Below are 17,734 nucleotides of genomic sequence, written 5' to 3' on the forward strand. Positions count from 1 at the left end.
CGCTGCGGGGTTTGATACGGCGCAAACGATGTGAGGGAAGGGGGACGGCTGGTATCATGGCGGCCTTGCTACTACCCGTTTTGACGAAAAGGAAGGTTTGATGGCGGATATAAATATAGTTCAGCAACATAAGCTGACAGCGGAAAAAGCCCGTGCGGCGGCGCAGCAGGTGGCCGACAAGCTGGCCCAGGAATATGATTTATCGTGCGCCTGGGATGGCGATGTGTTGCGCTTCGAGCGCAGCGGCGTCGATGGCGCGCTGACCCTGGAGCAAGACCAGGCCCAGCTCACGCTGAAGCTCGGTTTCATGCTCAGCGCCTTTGCGCCCATGATCGAAGGCAAGATCGCCGACAAGATGCGCAAGGTGTTTACCGAGGCGGCCTGATTACTTCCGTGCACCGCATTGCGATGGTAAAAACAACACCTTCGTTGCCCGGCGGGTAGCACTGCCTACCCGCTGGTTTTCCCCGTATTCTCCCGCCTTATGTGTGTTGGCGAACATTGCTAACATATTTCAATTTGGAAAGCTATTGGACTTTTGCATCTTTTTGCGCTATACTTGACGCATATTTACAACAGATAACCCCTGTAGCACACTCTGCTTCGCAGTCCGCTCCGCTAGTTCGGTAGTAAACCAATCCTTGGGTTTCGCACCCGCATTCACTAGAAGTTTGACCAGAAATTCTTGGTCAAAATACATTTGGTGCCATGTTTTTGCATGGCGCCCGCGTTGCTGACAGTCCTGAACCCCAGCCTCTTTCAGCGCGCAGACGGCACTCCGGCATGGCTAGCGCCATGCACCGGTCTTACACGTGTCACCCCTTTTTCCAGTCGCTCCCGTGCGCTTTTTGCGCCGGTGCACAGCCGACGGAAAAAGGTTTGCTGATTCCCGCCGCAGGCTAGTGGCCTGCAGGGTTTCATTCCATTCGTCAAATCGAGGGAGAACCACAACGTGGCAAAACAAATCATCATCGACCATGTATTCAAAGTGTTCGGCGACCAGCCGAAAGAAGCACTGGCACTGGTCCGTCAGGGCGCCAGCAAGCAGGATATCCTGGCCCAGACCGACTGCACCATCGGCGTGTTCGACGCCACCTTTACGATTGAAGCGGGCGAGATCTTCGTCATCATGGGCCTGTCCGGTTCCGGCAAGTCGACCCTGGTGCGCATGCTCAACCGCCTGATCGAGCCGACCGACGGCCGCATCCTGATCGACGGCAACGACATCAATACCTTGCCCGACGCCCAGTTGCGCGCGCTGCGCCGCAAGGACATCAGCATGGTGTTCCAGTCGTTCGCGCTGCTGCCGCAAATTACCGTGCTCGACAATACTGCCTTCGGCATGGAACTGGCCGGCATGCCCAAGGCCGAGCGCCATGCGCTGGCCCAGCAAGCGCTGGAGCAGGTAGGCCTGGACGGCTACGGCGCCAGCTATCCCGACGAATTGTCGGGCGGCATGCAGCAGCGCGTGGGCCTGGCCCGTGCGCTGGCCTGCGATCCCTCCATCCTGCTGATGGACGAGGCGTTTTCCGCGCTCGATCCGATCATGCGCACGGAAATGCAATCGGAACTGCTGCGCCTGCAACAGATCAAGCGCCGCACCATCGTCTTCATCTCGCACGATCTCGATGAAGCGATGCGCATCGGCGACCGCATCGCCATCATGAAGGATGGCCATGTGGTGCAAGTGGGCACGCCGGAAGAAATCCTGCGCAAGCCCGCCAACGATTATGTGCGCAACTTTGTGCGCGGCGTCGATGCGGCGGCCGTCTTCAAGGCCAGCGATATTGCCCGCAAGAGCCAGATCGTGGTGTCCGAGTCGCCCACCCGCGGTTCGCGCGCCGCGCTGTCGATGCTGGAAGAGCAGGATCGCGCCTACGCCTATGTCGTCAGCCCGCAGCGCAAGTTTCTCGGCGTGGTATCGGCCGATTCGCTGCGCAATGCGCTCGACGGCCATGTCGGCCCGCTGGGCCTGGCCCACGCCTATTTGCCCGAGGTGCAGACCATCAATGCCGATGAACCCGTCGCCGGCCTGTTCGGCCAGGTGGCGCAACTGCCTTATGCCGTCCCTGTGGTGGCCAACGACGGCAGCTTCCGCGGCGCCATCAGCAAGACCACCTTGCTGAAGTTCCTCGACCGCGATACGCCAGCCATTGCCGAGCCACAATTACAGAAAGGACAAGCATGAATCCAGCTAACGTTACTGCCGTAGAACCCGTCGTAGAACAGGCGGCCCAGATCAATCCGTGGCTGCCGTCCGCGCCGACCGATACCTCGTGGCTGGACGCCGCCGCACCGGCCGTCACGCCCGAGCACGCCGCCGGCGGCTTTCACCTGACACAGATTGTTGATGGCTCGCTGCCGCTGGAAGCCTGGATCAACCAGGGCCTGGGCTGGGTGGTGGCCAATTTCCGTCCGTTTTTCCAGGCCGTGCGCGCGCCGATCGACGCCACCCTGACTGGTGTCAGCGACGTGCTGCTGGCCGCGCCATCGCTGACGGTCATCGCCATCATTGGTCTCTTGGCCTGGCAATTTACCAGCCGCACCCTGGCGATCGGCACCGTGCTGGCCTTGCTGCTGGTATCGATGCTGGGCATCTGGCCGGAAGCCATGATCACCCTGTCGCTGGTGCTGACCTCGCTGGTGTTCTGCATGATCATCGGTTTGCCGCTGGGGATCTTCCTGGCCAGCAGCGACCGCGCGCAAAACATCCTGCGCCCGCTGCTGGACGCCATGCAGACCACGCCCGCCTTTGTGTATCTGGTGCCGGTGGTGATGCTGTTTGGTATCGGCAATGCGCCTGGCGTGATCGTCACCATCATCTTCGCCCTGCCGCCGCTGGTGCGCCTGACCAACCTCGGCATACGCCAGGTGCGTCCGGACCTGATCGAAGCGGCGCGTGCCTATGGCGCTTCGCCATGGCAGTTGCTGACCCGCGTGCAGTTCCCGCTGGCCATGCCGAACATCATGGCCGGCATCAACCAGTCGCTGATGCTGTCGCTGTCGATGGTGGTGATCGCCTCGATGATCGCCGTCGGTGGCCTGGGCCAGATGGTCTTGCGCGGCATTGGCCGCCTGGACATGGGCCTGGCGACTGTCGGCGGTCTTGGTATCGTGCTGCTGGCCATCACGCTGGACCGTTTGACGCAGGCGATGGGCCAGCCCCGCCGCGGCGTGCGCCACTGGTACCAGACGGGCCCGGCCGGTTTCGTGATGCGCCTGGTGCGCGGCACGCGCGGCGAGGTTGCCGCGCCAGCGCCGCTGGCCAGCGCCGCCCACTAAGCCCGATAACAAGAACGAGAAAGGATTTACATGCATCAGACTGAACATTTCAAAATCACGCAAAAATCGCAACGCAAGTTCCAGTGGCTGTCGTTCCTCGGCATCGCCGCGCTGGCCCTGAGCACCAGCCTGGCCATGGCGCAAACGCCGGATGCCGGCCTGCCCGGCAAGGGCATCAAGGTGCAAGCCTTGCAAAGCTCGATCGCGGAAGAAACTTTCCAGACCATGCTGGTCGAGCGCGCGCTGGAAAAGCTGGGCTACGAGATGCAGCCGATCAAGGAAGTGGAGTATCCGACCGCGCACATCGCGATCGCCAATGGCGACGCGACGTTTCTGGCGGTGCACTGGGACCCGCTGCACAAGGATTACTACGAAAATGCGGGTGGCGACGCCAAGCTGCTGCGCACCGGCCAGTATGCGGGCCCGGCCGCACAAGGCTATCTGATCGACAAGGCGACGGCCGAGAAGTACAACATCACCAATATCGACCAGCTGCGCGACCCGACCCTGGCCAAGCTGTTCGACCACGATGGCGACGGCAAGGCGGATCTCACCGGTTGCAATCCGGGCTGGGGCTGCGAGGCGATGATCGAAAACCACATGGACGCCTACAAGCTGCGCGAGACCGTGCAGCATGTGCAGGGCAGCTATTCGGCGCTGATCGCCGACACCATCGGCCGCTACAAGCGCGGCGAACCTATCCTGTACTACACCTGGACGCCGTACTGGGTCAGTGGCGTATTGGTGCCGGGCAAGGATGTGGTCTGGTTGAAAGTGCCGTTCTCGTCGAATCCGGACAAGACCAATACCCGTCTCGACGACGGCAGCGATTATGGCTTTGCCGTCAACACCACGCGCATCGTCGTGAACCGCGCCTGGGCCGAGAAAAATCCGGCGGCCGTGAAACTGTTTGAAATCATGCGCTTGCCGATCGCCGACATCAATGCGCAAAACGAGCGCATGCGTACCGGTGCCAACACCCAGGCCGATATCGCCCGCCATACGGCCGGCTGGATCAAGTTCCACCAGCAGGAGTTCGATGGCTGGATCGCGCAGGCGCTGGCGGCGGCCAAAAACTAGTATTTGAACAATAAAAAAGTGGCTACCGATTTGGTAGCCACTTTTGCGTTAACCGCCTGTTTTGGTGGTTATTCGAGAGTTTTTCAGCAGTTTTTGACGATTTCGGCGCCAAAAGCGAGCTCAGCACTCATTTTTGACCCGTTTAATCCTTCAAATCGTCGATCAGGTCGATATATTGCTGCTGCGCCTCTTCTTTCGAGGTGCCGGCCAGGGCGGCCCAGGCGTCGAACTTGGCGCGGCCGACGAAATCGGTCATGCCAGGGCGATCACCGGTGGCGTCGCCGCTGGATGCCTGCTTGAACAGGGCATAGATTTTCAGCAAGGTCATATTGTCCGGACGTTCGGACAGGGTCTTGGAATCGAGCTGGGCTTGGTCGAATTGCTCTTGTAAACTCATGTTGGCTCCTCAATGCTGGGTGGATCACGGTAACGGTCAAGCGGCGGCTGCGGCGGAGTGGCCACCGTGCCTGCCGCGGTGCCTGACATCATAGTGAAAAAACCGCGCGGCGCATTAGAGGGCCGCCTCAAAAAAAACGCCGCCTGAAGAGGCGGCGCAGGGTGCGGCTGAAGGGGGGAATTACACGCCCAGCAGTTCGACGTCGAAAATCAGGGTGGCGTTCGGTGGAATCACGCCGCCGGCGCCGCGCGCGCCATAGCCCAGTGCCGCAGGAATGATCAGCTGGCGCTTGCCGCCGATTTTCATGCCTTGCACGCCTTCGTCCCAGCCCTGGATGACGCGGCCTGCGCCCAGCGGGAATTCGAATGGATCATTGCGGTCCTTGCTGGAATCAAATTTCGCGCCGGCGCTGCCGTCGTCGTTTTGCAGCCAGCCCGTGTAATGCACGACAACATTGTTGCCTGCCTTGGCTTCGGCGCCGTCGCCGATCACGGTGTCGGTGTATTGCAGGCCGGAGGCGGTGGTGGTGATGGACATGACTTTCCTTATGAAGACGATGAAAGCTACAGATTGTAGAGCATGGGCCGCGAATGCGCCACGGGGCGCGTTATCGTGCCGGCCGCCACCGCGCTCGACCATTTTGTCATCAGTGTGTCGTCGATTATTGCTATCATCGCGCCTCGCACCGATTTGTTTGACGACGTACATGAAGGGACGCCCTGATGCGCAATGTAATCAATTCCTATGGCCGCGCGCTGCTGTCCCAGTTGCACGGCAAGATGCTGTTGCTGAGCGCGCTGCCGTTTGTGCTGTCGCTGCTGTTGTGGGGCGCCTTGCTGTGGTTCGGCCTGCAGCCGCTGATCGACAGCCTGCACGCCTGGTTTGCCGAATACGATTTCTTCCGCACCAGCGGCGCCGTGCTGGCCACGTTTGGCCTGGGCATGCTGAAATCGGTGATCGTGCCGCTGATCGCCATGTTCCTGCTGTTGCCGCTGATGATATTGACGGCGCTGATCTTCATGGGCCTGTTCGCCATGCCGGCGATTGCGCGCCACGTGGGCGGCCGGCATTTTCCGCAGCTGGAACACAAGCATGGCGGCAGCGTGCTGGGCAGCGTGGGCACCTCGCTGGCCACGTTTTTGCTGTTCATTCTCGCCTGGCTGGTGATGTTGCCGCTGTATGCGTTTCCGCCGGCGGCGCTGGTGGGGCAGGCCGTGCTGTGGGGCTGGCTGACCTACCGCGTGATGGCGTATGACGCCATGGCCGACTACGCCAGCGTGGAAGAACGCCAGGCCATCATGCGCGACCGCCGCACGCAGCTGTTCGTGATTGGCCTGGTGTCCGGCGTGGCCGGCGCCGTGCCCGGCATGCTGTGGATGGGCGGCGTGATGTCGGTGGTGTTCTTCCCGTTCCTGGCGGGGTTCGCCATCTGGCTGTATGTGCTGATCTTTATTTTCACGGGCCTGTGGTTCCAGTACTACTGCCTGGAAGCGCTGGCGGCGCTGCGTGGCGTGCGCGGCATGAAGGACGTGCCGGCGGCAGATGCCTGATACACCAATTATCATATCGAATCGAACAAGGGAGTGACATGGCTATCGGACTGATCATCATTGGCGACGAAATCCTGTCGGGCAAGCGCACGGACCAGCATTTCCCGAAAGTGGTGCAATTGCTCAAGGCGCGCGGCTTGCAGCTGAGCTGGGCGGAATATGTGGGTGACGAGCCGGAGCGCATCGTCGCCTTGCTCCAGCGTACTTTTGCCAGCGGCGACATCGTGCTGTGCTTTGGCGGCATCGGCGCGACCCCGGACGACCATACGCGCCAGGCGGCGGCCACCGCCCTGGGCCTGCCGCTGGTATTGCATCCGCAAGGCAAGCGCAACATCCAGCAGCGCATCACGGAAATGGGCGCGGAAGCGGGCGTGGCGGTCGACCTGGACTCGCCGGAAAACCTGCATCGTTTGAAAATGGCCGAGTTTGCCGAAGGCGCCGAGCTGATTCCGAACCCGTACAACAAGATTGCCGGCTTTGCCGTGCGCGAGCATTATTTCGTGCCCGGTTTTCCCGTCATGTCGTGGCCGATGATCGAATGGGTGCTCGATACGCATTACGCCCACCTGTTCAACCAGGTGCCGCATGCGGAACATGCGCTGCTGGTGTATGAAACGGCCGAATCCTTGCTGACGCCGCTGATGGTGGAACTGGAAGCGAAGTATCCCCAGATCAAGGTATTCAGCCTGCCCAGCGTGGGCGACGCGCAGACGCGCCGCCATATCGAACTGGGCGTGAAAGGCGAGCCGGCGCAGGCGCTGGCCGCCTTTGCCGAGATGCGCGCGGCGCTCGACACCATGCAAGCCGAATACCACGCCATCTGAACCCTGCCAGCCCGGCGCCGGCGTTTCATCAGCCGGCGTTCAGCCCGCCTTGCAGCTATGTATGCAAGCGTACAGTCCGGTCGTTGTTTTTTTGCGAAAATCTTCAGCGTAGAAAGATTTTTGTGCGCGCTCGTCCATCCTTGCCATGCCGATGTGGTGCAATGGTGATCAGGACTACGCGTCATCGCCACCGTACCCAAGCAAGCGGCGTTTTGTGGCGTATTGTTGATTTACCGGTCTGGATATCATGTCAAGCAAGCTGCATCGTTACCGGCCTCGCCTGGCCACCGTCTTATCTTGCGCAGAGCACGCCGGCCGCATCTGCCGTAGCCGCCTGATCCGCGTCACTCTTACCCAACCTACCCCCAGCATCCCATGAAAGACACAGGCGACAACCTGGCCCATGCGCAAGTACGGCCTCCATCCGATCCGGAAACGATCCCGGCAACCGCAGCCGGTGCCGACCTGCCGCCGCCGGCCGCGCCGCGCAAGAAACGCCGTTCGCGCGTGTGGCCGATCTTCCTGCTGATCGTGCTGGCCCTGATTGCCGGCATCGCCTGGTTTGTCGTGCGCGAAGTGCGTACCTCGGCACTGCAGGCGGAATTTTTCAGCCGCCTGAGCCGCCAGCTGACCTACAAGGTCGAGCCTGGCCCCAGCCCCGCCGGCGCGATACGTTATCCGCAGCACGGACCCTATGACGAGCGGCTCGGTTACGCCAGCCTGCCCGACTTTATCGGCAAGCTCAACGCGCGCGACTATACCGTCACGGCGCAGGCGCGCATGTCGCCGAAAATGGTAGAACTGGCCGACATGGGCGTGTTCGCCACCTACCGCGAGAAAAGCCGCGCCGGCCTGACCATCCTCGACTGGCGCGCCGCGCCGCTGTTTTCGGCCGTCTATCCCGAGCGTGCCTTCAACGGTTTCGCCGAGGCGCCACCGGCGCTGGTGCAAAGCCTGCTGTTCATCGAGAACCGCGAATTGCTCGACCCGGGCACGCCCGAGCGCAATCCGGCCGTCGAATGGGACCGCCTGAGCAAGGCCGTGCTCGACAAGGCGCTCAATATGGTGGGCGGCCATCGCGGCGGCGGCGGCAGCACCCTGGCCACGCAGATCGAAAAATACCGCCATTCGGAAGACGGCCGCACCAGTTCCATGAAGGACAAGCTGTTCCAGATGCTGTCGGCCAGCCTGCGCTCGTACCAGGATGGCGAGAACACCATGGCCGTGCGGCGCCAGATCGTGCTCAATTACCTCAATACCGTGCCGCTGTCGGCAAAAAGCGGCTTTGGCGAAGTCAACGGCATCGGCGACGGCATGTGGGTCTGGTATGGCCGCAACTTCGATGACGTCAAGCAACAACTCAATGCCAGGCTGGACCAGCCGGGCAGTGCGCTGGCCTACAAGCAGGCGCTGAGCTTGCTGATCGCCCAGCGCCGTCCCTCGCACTACCTGGTGGCCGGCGGCGCCGACCTGGAAGCGCTGACCAACAGCCACTTGCGCCTGCTGGCGCAAGCCGGCGTGATCACGCCGCAGCTGCGCGACGCCGCCATGGCCCAGCCATTGCGTCCGTCGGCGGCGTCTGGCGTGCAGTCGGAAGCGGCCACATCGTTTGTCACGCGCAAGGCCTCGAACGCCGTGCGCAATCACCTGGCCGGCATGCTGGGCGACCCGCGCCTGTACAACCTCGACCGGCTCGACCTGAAGGTGGTCAGCACGCTCGATGCGCAGGCGCAAAATGCGGTGACGAAAGTGCTGCGCGAATTGCGCGATCCGGCAGTGGCGAAAGCGGCCGGCCTGACCGGCAAGGGCATGCTGGGCAACGGCGACCCGGCCAATGTGGTGTACAGCTTTACCTTGCTGCAAAAAGGCGACCAGGCCAACCTGCTGCGCGTGCAGACCGATAACTTCGACCAGCCGCTCGACATCAACGAAGGCGCCAAGCTGGACCTCGGCTCCACCGCCAAGCTGCGCACCCTGGTCAGCTACCTCGACATCGTCGACCAGCTGCAGCAGCGCTACAGGGAGTTGCCGGCGGCAGAACTGTCGAAAATCGCCGTTGATCCGAAGGACATGCTGACGCAGTGGGGGATCGCTTACCTGTCGTCAAAACCGTTGGGAGAGGCGCGCAACCTGCCGGACATGCTGGCAGCGGCGATGGAGCGCAAGTACTCTGGCAACCCCGGCGAAGGTTTCTTCACGGGCGGCGGCCTGCATCACTTCGGCAATTTCTCCAAGCTTGACGACAGCCGCATCATGACGGTGCAGCATGCCTTGCAACAGTCGACCAACCTGGTGTTCGTGCGCCTGATGCGCGACGTGGCGCGCTATTACATGTTCTCGCGCCCCGATTCCTCGGCTTCCTTGCTGGCCGACGCCGACGATCCGCGCCGGGCCCAGTACCTGAGCCGTTTTGCCGACAAGGAAGGACGCGAATTCCTGCACCGCTTCTACCAGAAGTACCGCGGCAAGAGCGTCGACGAGCAGGAAAAAGTGTTGCTGGCCAGCATACGGCCGACACCGGTGCGCCTGGCCAATATCTACCGCACCATCAATCCGAAAGGCACGCGTGCCGAGTTCGCCGACTTCCTGAACGTCAACCTGCCGTCGCAGAACGAAGTGCCGCCCGAGCGCGTGGCGAAGATGTACGATCAGTATGCGATGGAAAACTGGTCGCTGGCCGACCGCGGCTACCTGGCCAATGTGCATCCGCTGGAATTGTGGATGGTGGCTTTCCTGCGCCAGAACGAGGGCGCGACCTTGTCGCAGATGGTGGCGGCCAGTGAAAAGCAGCGCCAGGAAGTGTACAAATGGCTGTTCAATACGCACCGCAAGCATGCCCAGGACCGCCGCATCGCCGACTTGCTGGAGGTTGAAGGTTTCCTGGAGATCCATCGCCAGTGGAAAAAGATGGGTTATCCCTTCGATTCGCTGGTGCCGTCGTTTGCCACCACCCTGGGCGCCTCGGCCGACCGTCCTGCTTCGCTGGCCGAATTGATGGGCATTATCATCAATGACGGCGTGCGCAAACCGAGCGTGCGCATCGACTCCATGCACTTTGCCGCCAGCACGCCATATGACACCATGGTCAAGCGCGCCGCCAATGTCAAGGCCGAGCAGGTGCTGTCGCCGGACGTGGCGCGCGCGGTGGCCAAGGCGATTCGCGCGGTGGTCTCGGACGGTACCGCCAAGCGCGCGAAAACCGCGTTTGTTGGCGCCGACGGCCTGCCGATCCCGGTCGGCGGCAAGACGGGGACTGGCGACCAGCGCTTCGACGTGTATGGCGCCGGTGGCCGCCTGATCGAGTCGCGCTATGTGAACCGTTCGGCCACGTTTGTCTTCAATATCGGCGAGCGTTTCTATGGCAGCATGACGGCCTATGTGCGCGGGCCGGAGTCGAAAAACTACGACTTCACCAGCGCCTTGCCGGTGCAGTTGCTCGTTTCGCTGGCGCCCAGCCTGATGCCGCTGATCGACCCGGACGCGCCGGTCCATGCAGTGGTCAAACCGCCGGTCGTACAGCCGGTGGCGCCGGCGGCCAAACCGCCGGTCAAGCAGCCAGCCAAGCAGGCGGAGAAACCGCCGGTCAAGCAGCCGGTCAAACAGGCGGAGAAACCGGCGGCCAAGCCGGTGGACAAGCAGGCGATCAAACAGGCGGAGAAACCGCCAGTCAAGCAGCCAGCCAAACAGGCGGAGAAACCGCCAGTCAAGCAGGCAGACAAGCCGCCGGTCAATCAGGCAGACAAACCTGAAGACAAACTGCCGGTCAAGCAGTCGTTCAATTAGCCCGCAAACGCCGCCGTCTTGTGCGCCAGGCGCGCATGGTAGGCGGCGATTGCCGGATAATCGGGATGCTGCAGCGGCGCCATCCGCCAGCGCTTGACGGACAGGCCCAGCACGATATCGGCCAAGGTGAAGCGCTCGCCGCATACGTATGCACCGGTGCGCTGCAACTGCTGTTCCAGGATACCCATCATGGCGTTCCAGCCGGCGATGCCGGCCGCCAGCAGCGCCGCATCCTGGTGCGCGGGGCTGTGCCGCACCAGCGACATGAAGGCATAGCGCCAGGAGTTGTTCAGCTCGCCCATCTGCCAGTCCATCCATTTTTCCACCTCGGCGCGCGCGCGTGGTGCCGCCGGCAGCAGGTCCTCGCGACTTTCCTTCGCACACAGATAGCGGCAGATGGCGTTCGATTCCCACAGCACCAGCTCGTCATCGACCAGCACCGGCACCATCGCGTTGGGATTGAGCGCCAGGAAGGCCGGCTCGCTGGTCGCCTTGAAGCCGCTGCCCCAGTCCTCGCGTTCATACGGCAGATTCAGTTCCTCGCAGGTCCACAATACTTTGCGGACATTGATCGATGCGGCTTTTCCCAGGATTTTCAACATGCATGGCTCCGTGTGAGTGGCAAGACTGCTAATGTAGCGCAGGCGAAAGCAGCTTGCATAGTTGCCCATTTCTTGGCAAGGTAGCCCCCCATGAAACCCATGCGCCACCATATGTCCAAAATCCTCGCGTTCAGCCGTTTTTCCGTACGCGACTTTCTCGCCACCGCCGGCCCCACCTTGTTGCTGATCGCGGCCGTCTGCGCGCTGGCCTACTGGCTGGTCGATCCGGCGCCGCCGCGCCAGGTCAGGCTGTCGACCGGACAGGACAACAGCGCCTACGAAGAGTTCGGCAAGCAGTACGCGGCCACCCTGGCCAAGCACGGCATCAAGGTCAGCTTGCAGCCCTCGCTGGGCTCGCAGGAAAACCTGCAGCGCCTGAACGCCGGCACGACCGACATCGCCTTCGTGCAAAGCGGCTCGACCGAACATGCGGACGCCGAGCGCCATGGCCTGATTTCCCTCGGCAGCCTGTTTACGGAACCGGTCTGGCTGTTCCTGCGCGAAGACAAGGCGGTCACCGAGCTGACGCAGCTTAAAGGGATGAAGATCAACCTGGGGCCGGAAGGCACGGGTGTGCCGGGCCTGTTTCGCCAGTTGCTGGCCGTCAATGGCGTCGAGCCGAACGAACTGACGGTGGGTGCGCTGCAAAACACGCCGGCCACGGTGGAACTGCTGGAAGGACGTATCGATGGGCTGGTGTTCAGCTCGGCGCCGGAAGCGCCGCTGATCCAGATGCTGTTGCAGACACCAGGCATCCGTCTGTTCGACTTTTCCCAGGCGGAAGCCTATACGCGGCGTTTGCCCTTCCTGACCCATGTGGTGCTGCCGCGCGGCATTGTCGACCTGGGGCGCAATATCCCGGCGCAGGACTATCATCTGATCGCGCCCACCGCTACGCTGGTGGCGCGCGAGGACCTGCATCCGGCGCTGGTGGACCTGTTCGTGCAGGCGGCAGCCAGCATCCATGGCGGCACCGGCTGGTTCCAGCAGCAGGGGCAGTTTCCGTCGGCGCGCTATACGGAAATTCCGGTGGCGCCGGAAGCGCTGAAATTCTACAAGGACGGCGCACCGGTGTTGCAGCGCTACATGAGCTTCTGGCTGGCCAATTTCTTCGACCGCATGTGGGTGCTGGTGGTGGCGCTCGGTGCGCTGATATTGCCGCTGTCGCGCGTGGTGCCGCCGCTGTATGTCTGGCGCATCCGCTCGCGCGTGTACCGCTGGTACGGGCAGTTGCGCACGGTGGAGCAGGCGCTGGAAGATGTGCCGGAAGCACGCCGCGCGCAGGTGTATGCGGAGCAATTGCAACGGCTCGACGAGATCGAGGAAATGGTCAACCAGATCTCGATACCGCTGTCGTTTGCCGATGGCTTGTATGGCCTGCGCAGCCATATCAATTTCGTGCGCAAGCGTATCCTGACCCTGATGGGCGAGCAGACGGTGGCGGCTATACCAGAGTAATCGACAGCTTGCGTCCGACCAGCGTGGCGGCCCGCTCCAGCGTGGACAGGGTCACGTCGCTGGTGGGGTCGAGCAAGCGGTCGAGCTGCGAACGGCTGGTCTGCAGCATGGCCGCCATGCGGGTTTTCGACAGCGATTGCTCCTGCATCGCCTGCGTCAATTGCCAGGCGATGACTTCCTTGATGGCCTGGGTCTGCGTCTGCTCGAAGATGCCTTCTTCTTTCAGGAAGTCGTCGAGGCTGCTGCCCAGATGGGGATGCGCGTGGTTCATCACAGTTCCTTCAATCGTTTGCGGGCCAGCGCCAGGTCGTCGTCGGGCGTGGTGCGGGTTTTCTTGATAAAGCCGTGCAGCGCCACCAGGCAGTCGCCATGCTGGCAGATCAATACACGGGCGATGCGGTTGCCGGACAGGCTGCTGCGAATTTCACACAATCCCTGGCCGAGGTGCCGGCACAGCGGCATGCCGACCGGCCAGCGCCACTGTGCATGCATCAGGTCTTGCCCGATCACATGGCGTTCAAGGGCGGGCAGGCTCTTGAGCCAGTCGCGCACCGGTTCGCCGCCGTTGCCGTTCGCATAGAACAGCAGGCTAATCTGCCGCAAGTGGGAAGCATCCATGACGCACCTCTACGTTGTACTATATAAGGTACTATTTCGCAAGGAGAATTTGCGCCGCTTTTGCAAACGGCCATGGATGGTTGTAACCGGTCTCAGGCCGGCGCGTGGCCTGTCATGTCAAACAGCGTGTGTCTTTATGCGCCCAGCCACGGCAGGCCGGCCTTGCACCAGCCGCCGATTTCCTTGCGGTGGCCATCGGCGTCCTTGTCGCCTTCAAAGCCTTCCAGGATGTCGTAGCTGTTGGGGTAGCCGTGTTCGGTGGCCAGCTTGGCCGCGTGGCGCGAGCGCACGCCTGAACGGCACAGGAACAGCAAGATGTCGTCCTGGCCGGCCTGGTTGGCCAGTTGCCGCACGAAGTCGGGATTGGGCACGCCGCCCGGATAGGTGGCCCACTGTACCGCGCCGTGCTGGGTGTCGGCGATATCGACCCGGCCGACCCAGTCGCGCTCGGCATTGGTGCGCACGTCGATCAGCTTGATGGCAGGGTCGAGCTGCAGCAGCTCATAGGCTTCCTGCGGCGTGACGGCGCCGGCATACGGTGTGCCCTCGTTGGCGCGGCTGCGGGCAATAGTCAGAATGTCGGCGGGGGTACTCATGACAGGCTCCAGGTAAGGGAATGGTGGAAATGATTATAGTGCGCCGGACGCGCACCGCAAACGACCCTGCGTACTGCACCAGAATCGGGCATTTTCAGATTTTTCGTTGTAAACGCTACAAATTGGTGCATTATTTGTTTTTCGCACTTGCATAGTGCATTTTTGATTTAGCGCAATACATGTCGATAAATTAACGTCGATCAAACTTTCACAGGGATAGCCATGGTTTGCCCGTGCCGGCCCTGGGGACTTAAAAGCTGGCATGGAATCTGCTATGATTCCTGTGAGTTTTGGTGGCACGCAATCTTTGCTTAACATCATCAGCCCAGACGCATTCAGGTCGGCTCACCCCACATTCATTTAGGAGATACGCATGGCAATGACAGCCGCAGAAGTCTTGAAGATGGTAGAAGAGAACGAAGTCAAATTCGTTGATTTCCGCTTTGCCGACACCCGTGGTAAAGAGCAGCACGTAACGGTGCCCGTGTCGCACTTCGACATGGACAAATTCGAATCGGGCCACGCCTTTGACGGCTCCTCGATCGCTGGCTGGAAGGGCATTGAAGCGTCCGACATGATTTTGCTGCCGGATCCAAGCACCGCCAATATCGACCCGTTCATGGAAGAAACCACCCTGTTCATGCAGTGCGACGTGATCGAACCGTCGGATGGCAAGGGCTATGACCGCGACCCGCGCTCGATCGCGAAACGCGCCGAGGCCTACCTGAAATCGTCGGGCATGGGCGACACCGCCTACTTCGGCCCTGAGCCGGAATTCTTCATCTTCGACAGCGTGCGCTGGAAGATCGACATGTCGGGCTGCTTCGTCAAGATCGGTTCGGACGAAGGTTCGTGGTCGACCGGCAAGGACATCGAAGGCGGCAACAGCGGCCACCGTCCTACCGTCAAGGGCGGCTACTTCCCGGTGCCACCAGTGGACAGCTTCCAGGACATGCGTTCGGAAATGTGCCTGATTCTCGAATCGCTGGGCATCCCGGTCGAAGTGCACCACCATGAAGTCGCTGGCGCCGGCCAGAATGAAATCGGCACCAAGTTCTCGACCCTGGTCGAGCGCGCCGACTGGACGCAGAACCTGAAATACGTGGTCTGGAACGTGGCCCACAGCTACGGCAAGACCGCCACCTTCATGCCGAAACCTATCGTTGGCGACAACGGTTCGGGCATGCACGTGCACCAGTCCGTATGGAAAGATGGCAAGAACCTGTTCGCCGGCGACGGCTATGCCGGCCTGTCCGATTTCGCCCTGTACTACATCGGCGGCATCATCAAGCACGCCAAGGCACTGAACGCGATCACCAACCCGGGCACCAACTCGTACAAGCGCCTGGTACCAGGCTACGAAGCACCGGTGAAACTGGCGTACTCGGCGAAAAACCGTTCCGCTTCGATCCGTATTCCACACGTTGCCAATCCAAAAGGCCGCCGCGTGGAAGCACGTTTCCCGGATCCACTGGCCAACCCATACCTGTGCTTCGCCGCGTTGCTGATGGCCGGCCTGGACGGTGTTGCCAACAAGATCCATCCGGGCGAAGCCGCCTCGAAAGATCTGTACCATCTGCCGCCTGAGGAAGATGCACTGATCCCTACCGTCTGCGCTTCGCTGGAAGAAGCCCTGGATGCACTGGACAAGGACCGCGAGTTCCTGACCCGTGGCGGCGTGTTCAGCGATTCGATGATCGATGCCTACCTGGAACTGAAAATGCAGGACGTACAGCGCATGCGCATGACCACGCATCCTGCCGAGTTCGACATGTACTACTCGCTGTAATGGCGTGATGCCGGCAACACTGCCGGCAAGCAATCAAAACGCGGGGTGAGGCTTTCGGTCTTCCCCGCGTTTTTTCATGGGCACGCGGGCATGATGTTGTATAGTCGCCCGGTACCGTGAGAGCTGACAGGAGTGGAAAGTGAACAAGCATTACAGGATGGCGCTGGCGGCGGCCCTGCTGGGCGCCGCCGGCTTGGCGCATGGGCAATTGTATGTCTGCAGTGATGCCCAGGGCCATAAAACCTATACCGACAAGCGCGACAGCGCGGCCTGCAAGCTGCTCGATTTGCCCGGCGCCATGACGGAGCCGCCGCGCAGGAGCGCGCCGCTGGCCGCAGCAAACGCCAGGCCCTCCGCGCCGGCCGCCAATCCGGCTGCCGCCACTGGCGCGGGCAACTTTCCCCGCGTCGATGGCGCCGAACAACGCGCGCGCGACCTGGACCGGCGCCAGATCCTGCAGGACGAGCTGCGCAGCGAAGAGCAGAAGCTGGCCGCGCAACGCCAAGAGTTCAACCAGGGCCAGCCTGAACGCCAGGGCAACGAGCGCAACTATGCCAAGTACCAGGAACGGGTGGCCCAATTGAAAGACAACCTCGGCCGGACGCAGCAAAACGTCGAGGCCCTCAAACGTGAGATTGCGAATATCCGATGACCGAAGCCCATACCCCCCCGCGCCGTGCGCCGCACCTGGCCGGACTCGACCTGCTGGCCTCGGCCGTGATCGTGCTCGACATGGACGGCCGCATCAGCTACGCCAATGCGGCGGCGGAAAACCTGCTGGAAAGTTCCTTGAAGGCGCTGTCGCGGCAAAAGCTGACGGCGTTGTTCGTCAATCCCGAGGAGCTGGCCGGCATCTGCGCCCAGGCCCGCGAACACAAGTTTTCCGACCTGCGCCAGGACCTGAGCCTGGAGCGCCTGGGGCGCGACCCCTTGCGCGTGCACAGCATCATTAGCGCGCTGGACGGACCCGAGGACAGCATCCTGATCGAGCTGCGCGAAAACGTGCAGCAACTCAAGCTGGACCGCGAAGAGCGCATCCTCGACCAGAGCCAGGTCAACAAGGAGCTGATCCGCAACCTGGCGCATGAAATCAAGAACCCGCTGGGCGGCATCCGCGGCGCGGCGCAGCTGCTGGAACTCGAATTGCCGGCGCTGCACCTGCTCGAATTGCGCGAATACACGCAGGTGATCATCAAGGAAGCGGACCGGCTGCAGACCCTGGTCGACCGCCTGCTGGCGCCGCACCGCCGGCCGCACATCGTCGGCGACGTGAATATCCACGAAGTGTGCGAGCGCGTGCGCAGCCTGATCCTGGCCGAGTTTCCCAGCGGCCTGACCATCTCGCGCGACTATGACGCCTCGATTCCCGAGTTCCGTGGCGACAAGGAGCAACTGATCCAGACCGTGCTGAACATCGCCCATAACGCGGCGCAAGCCTTGTCCGAGCGGATCGAAGCGGGCGATGCGGAGCTGATTTTCAAGACCCGCGTGGCGCGCCAGGTGACGTTGGCCAAGGTCCGCTACGGCCTGGCATTAGACTTGCATATCATTGACAATGGACCGGGCATCGCACCCCAGATCCGTGACCGGATTTTCTACCCGCTGGTATCGGGACGGGAAGGCGGCAGCGGATTGGGACTGACCTTGGCACAGACCTTCGTGCAACAGCACCTGGGCGTGATCGAATGCGAAAGCCGGCCTGGATATACCGATTTCAGGATCGTTTTACCTTTGCCATAAGCGTGGGAAGCACCT

At 61.8% G+C, this 17,734-nt stretch carries 17 protein-coding genes; 11 read left to right on the forward strand and 6 right to left on the reverse strand.

Annotation, left to right across the window (positions count from 1 at the left end; genetic code table 11):
* The first annotated feature begins 100 nt into the window (after positions 1 to 100).
* The 4 genes from ACP7B7_RS15600 to proX all read left to right on the forward strand — a co-directional run bounded on the left by ACP7B7_RS15600 (position 101) and on the right by proX (position 4,362).
* Positions 101 to 385 (forward strand): polyhydroxyalkanoic acid system family protein, encoded by a 285-nt coding sequence (locus ACP7B7_RS15600; RefSeq protein ID WP_308922857.1) that lies wholly within the window; start codon positions 101 to 103, stop codon positions 383 to 385.
* A 567-nt stretch (positions 386 to 952) separates the two neighbouring features.
* Entirely contained in the window at positions 953 to 2,188 is a 1,236-nt protein-coding gene (proV, locus tag ACP7B7_RS15605) for a glycine betaine/L-proline ABC transporter ATP-binding protein ProV (RefSeq protein WP_426077240.1), read from the forward strand.
* On the forward strand, positions 2,185 to 3,282 hold the full coding sequence (gene proW, locus ACP7B7_RS15610) for a glycine betaine/L-proline ABC transporter permease ProW (RefSeq protein WP_426077241.1): 1,098 nt from the start codon (positions 2,185 to 2,187) through the stop codon (positions 3,280 to 3,282). The genes proV and proW overlap by 4 nt, the downstream gene beginning before the upstream one ends.
* 30 nt (positions 3,283 to 3,312) lie before the next feature.
* A complete protein-coding gene (gene proX / locus ACP7B7_RS15615; RefSeq protein ID WP_308922854.1) occupies positions 3,313 to 4,362 on the forward strand; it encodes a glycine betaine/L-proline ABC transporter substrate-binding protein ProX in 1,050 nt (349 codons plus the stop codon).
* 142 nt (positions 4,363 to 4,504) lie between these two features.
* Here the strand turns inward: proX and ACP7B7_RS15620 are convergent, their stop codons facing one another.
* Both ACP7B7_RS15620 and ACP7B7_RS15625 read right to left on the reverse strand, forming a co-directional pair.
* Positions 4,505 to 4,759 (reverse strand): acyl-CoA-binding protein, encoded by a 255-nt coding sequence (locus ACP7B7_RS15620; protein ID WP_308922853.1) that lies wholly within the window; start codon positions 4,757 to 4,759, stop codon positions 4,505 to 4,507.
* Positions 4,760 to 4,939: 180 nt separating this feature from the next.
* Positions 4,940 to 5,296 (reverse strand): FKBP-type peptidyl-prolyl cis-trans isomerase, encoded by a 357-nt coding sequence (locus ACP7B7_RS15625; RefSeq protein WP_308922852.1) that lies wholly within the window; start codon positions 5,294 to 5,296, stop codon positions 4,940 to 4,942.
* A 185-nt stretch (positions 5,297 to 5,481) separates the two neighbouring features.
* Here ACP7B7_RS15625 and ACP7B7_RS15630 point away from each other — a divergent pair, with 185 nt between their 5' ends.
* The 3 genes from ACP7B7_RS15630 to ACP7B7_RS15640 all read left to right on the forward strand — a co-directional run bounded on the left by ACP7B7_RS15630 (position 5,482) and on the right by ACP7B7_RS15640 (position 10,916).
* Positions 5,482 to 6,309 carry an EI24 domain-containing protein gene (locus ACP7B7_RS15630; RefSeq protein WP_308922851.1) on the forward strand — a complete coding sequence of 276 codons (828 nt, stop codon included), beginning with the start codon at positions 5,482 to 5,484 and terminating at the stop codon, positions 6,307 to 6,309.
* A 38-nt stretch (positions 6,310 to 6,347) separates the two neighbouring features.
* On the forward strand, positions 6,348 to 7,133 hold the full coding sequence (locus ACP7B7_RS15635) for a competence/damage-inducible protein A (RefSeq protein WP_308922850.1): 786 nt from the start codon (positions 6,348 to 6,350) through the stop codon (positions 7,131 to 7,133).
* Positions 7,134 to 7,508: 375 nt separating this feature from the next.
* Complete coding sequence (locus tag ACP7B7_RS15640; RefSeq protein ID WP_426077243.1) at positions 7,509 to 10,916, forward strand: transglycosylase domain-containing protein; 3,408 nt, start codon at positions 7,509 to 7,511, stop codon at positions 10,914 to 10,916.
* Here the strand turns inward: ACP7B7_RS15640 and ACP7B7_RS15645 are convergent.
* Positions 10,913 to 11,518 carry a glutathione S-transferase family protein gene (locus ACP7B7_RS15645; RefSeq protein WP_308922848.1) on the reverse strand — a complete coding sequence of 202 codons (606 nt, stop codon included), beginning with the start codon at positions 11,516 to 11,518 and terminating at the stop codon, positions 10,913 to 10,915. The genes ACP7B7_RS15640 and ACP7B7_RS15645 overlap by 4 nt on opposite strands.
* A gap of 111 nt (positions 11,519 to 11,629) precedes the next feature.
* On the opposite strand from ACP7B7_RS15645, the gene ACP7B7_RS15650 reads away from it, so the two are divergent.
* A complete protein-coding gene (locus ACP7B7_RS15650; protein WP_308922847.1) occupies positions 11,630 to 12,976 on the forward strand; it encodes a TAXI family TRAP transporter solute-binding subunit in 1,347 nt (448 codons plus the stop codon).
* Here the strand turns inward: ACP7B7_RS15650 and ACP7B7_RS15655 are convergent.
* From ACP7B7_RS15655 to ACP7B7_RS15665, 3 genes are all read right to left on the reverse strand, one after another.
* On the reverse strand, positions 12,963 to 13,247 hold the full coding sequence (locus ACP7B7_RS15655) for a Fis family transcriptional regulator (RefSeq protein WP_308922846.1): 285 nt from the start codon (positions 13,245 to 13,247) through the stop codon (positions 12,963 to 12,965). The two genes, ACP7B7_RS15650 and ACP7B7_RS15655, sit on opposite strands and share 14 nt — an antisense overlap.
* Entirely contained in the window at positions 13,247 to 13,594 is a 348-nt protein-coding gene (locus tag ACP7B7_RS15660; RefSeq protein ID WP_308922845.1) for a type II toxin-antitoxin system RelE/ParE family toxin, read from the reverse strand. The genes ACP7B7_RS15655 and ACP7B7_RS15660 overlap by 1 nt, the downstream gene beginning before the upstream one ends.
* A gap of 134 nt (positions 13,595 to 13,728) precedes the next feature.
* Positions 13,729 to 14,190 carry a rhodanese-like domain-containing protein gene (locus tag ACP7B7_RS15665; protein ID WP_308922844.1) on the reverse strand — a complete coding sequence of 154 codons (462 nt, stop codon included), beginning with the start codon at positions 14,188 to 14,190 and terminating at the stop codon, positions 13,729 to 13,731.
* A 373-nt stretch (positions 14,191 to 14,563) separates the two neighbouring features.
* Between ACP7B7_RS15665 and glnA the strand changes: the two genes are divergently transcribed.
* The 3 genes from glnA (at position 14,564) to glnL (ending at position 17,719) form a co-directional block, all read left to right on the forward strand.
* On the forward strand, positions 14,564 to 15,979 hold the full coding sequence (gene glnA, locus ACP7B7_RS15670) for a type I glutamate--ammonia ligase (protein WP_065307351.1): 1,416 nt from the start codon (positions 14,564 to 14,566) through the stop codon (positions 15,977 to 15,979).
* 139 nt (positions 15,980 to 16,118) lie between these two features.
* Positions 16,119 to 16,631: a DUF4124 domain-containing protein gene (locus ACP7B7_RS15675; RefSeq protein ID WP_308922843.1), complete on the forward strand. Its 513-nt coding sequence runs from the start codon at positions 16,119 to 16,121 to the stop codon at positions 16,629 to 16,631.
* Positions 16,628 to 17,719: a nitrogen regulation protein NR(II) gene (gene glnL / locus ACP7B7_RS15680; RefSeq protein ID WP_308922842.1), complete on the forward strand. Its 1,092-nt coding sequence runs from the start codon at positions 16,628 to 16,630 to the stop codon at positions 17,717 to 17,719. The genes ACP7B7_RS15675 and glnL overlap by 4 nt, the downstream gene beginning before the upstream one ends.
* Positions 17,720 to 17,734: the final 15 nt, after the last annotated feature.

Source organism: Janthinobacterium sp. PSPC3-1 (assembly GCF_049896105.1).
In the GTDB taxonomy this organism is placed as follows: Bacteria; Pseudomonadota; Gammaproteobacteria; order Burkholderiales; family Burkholderiaceae_D; genus Janthinobacterium.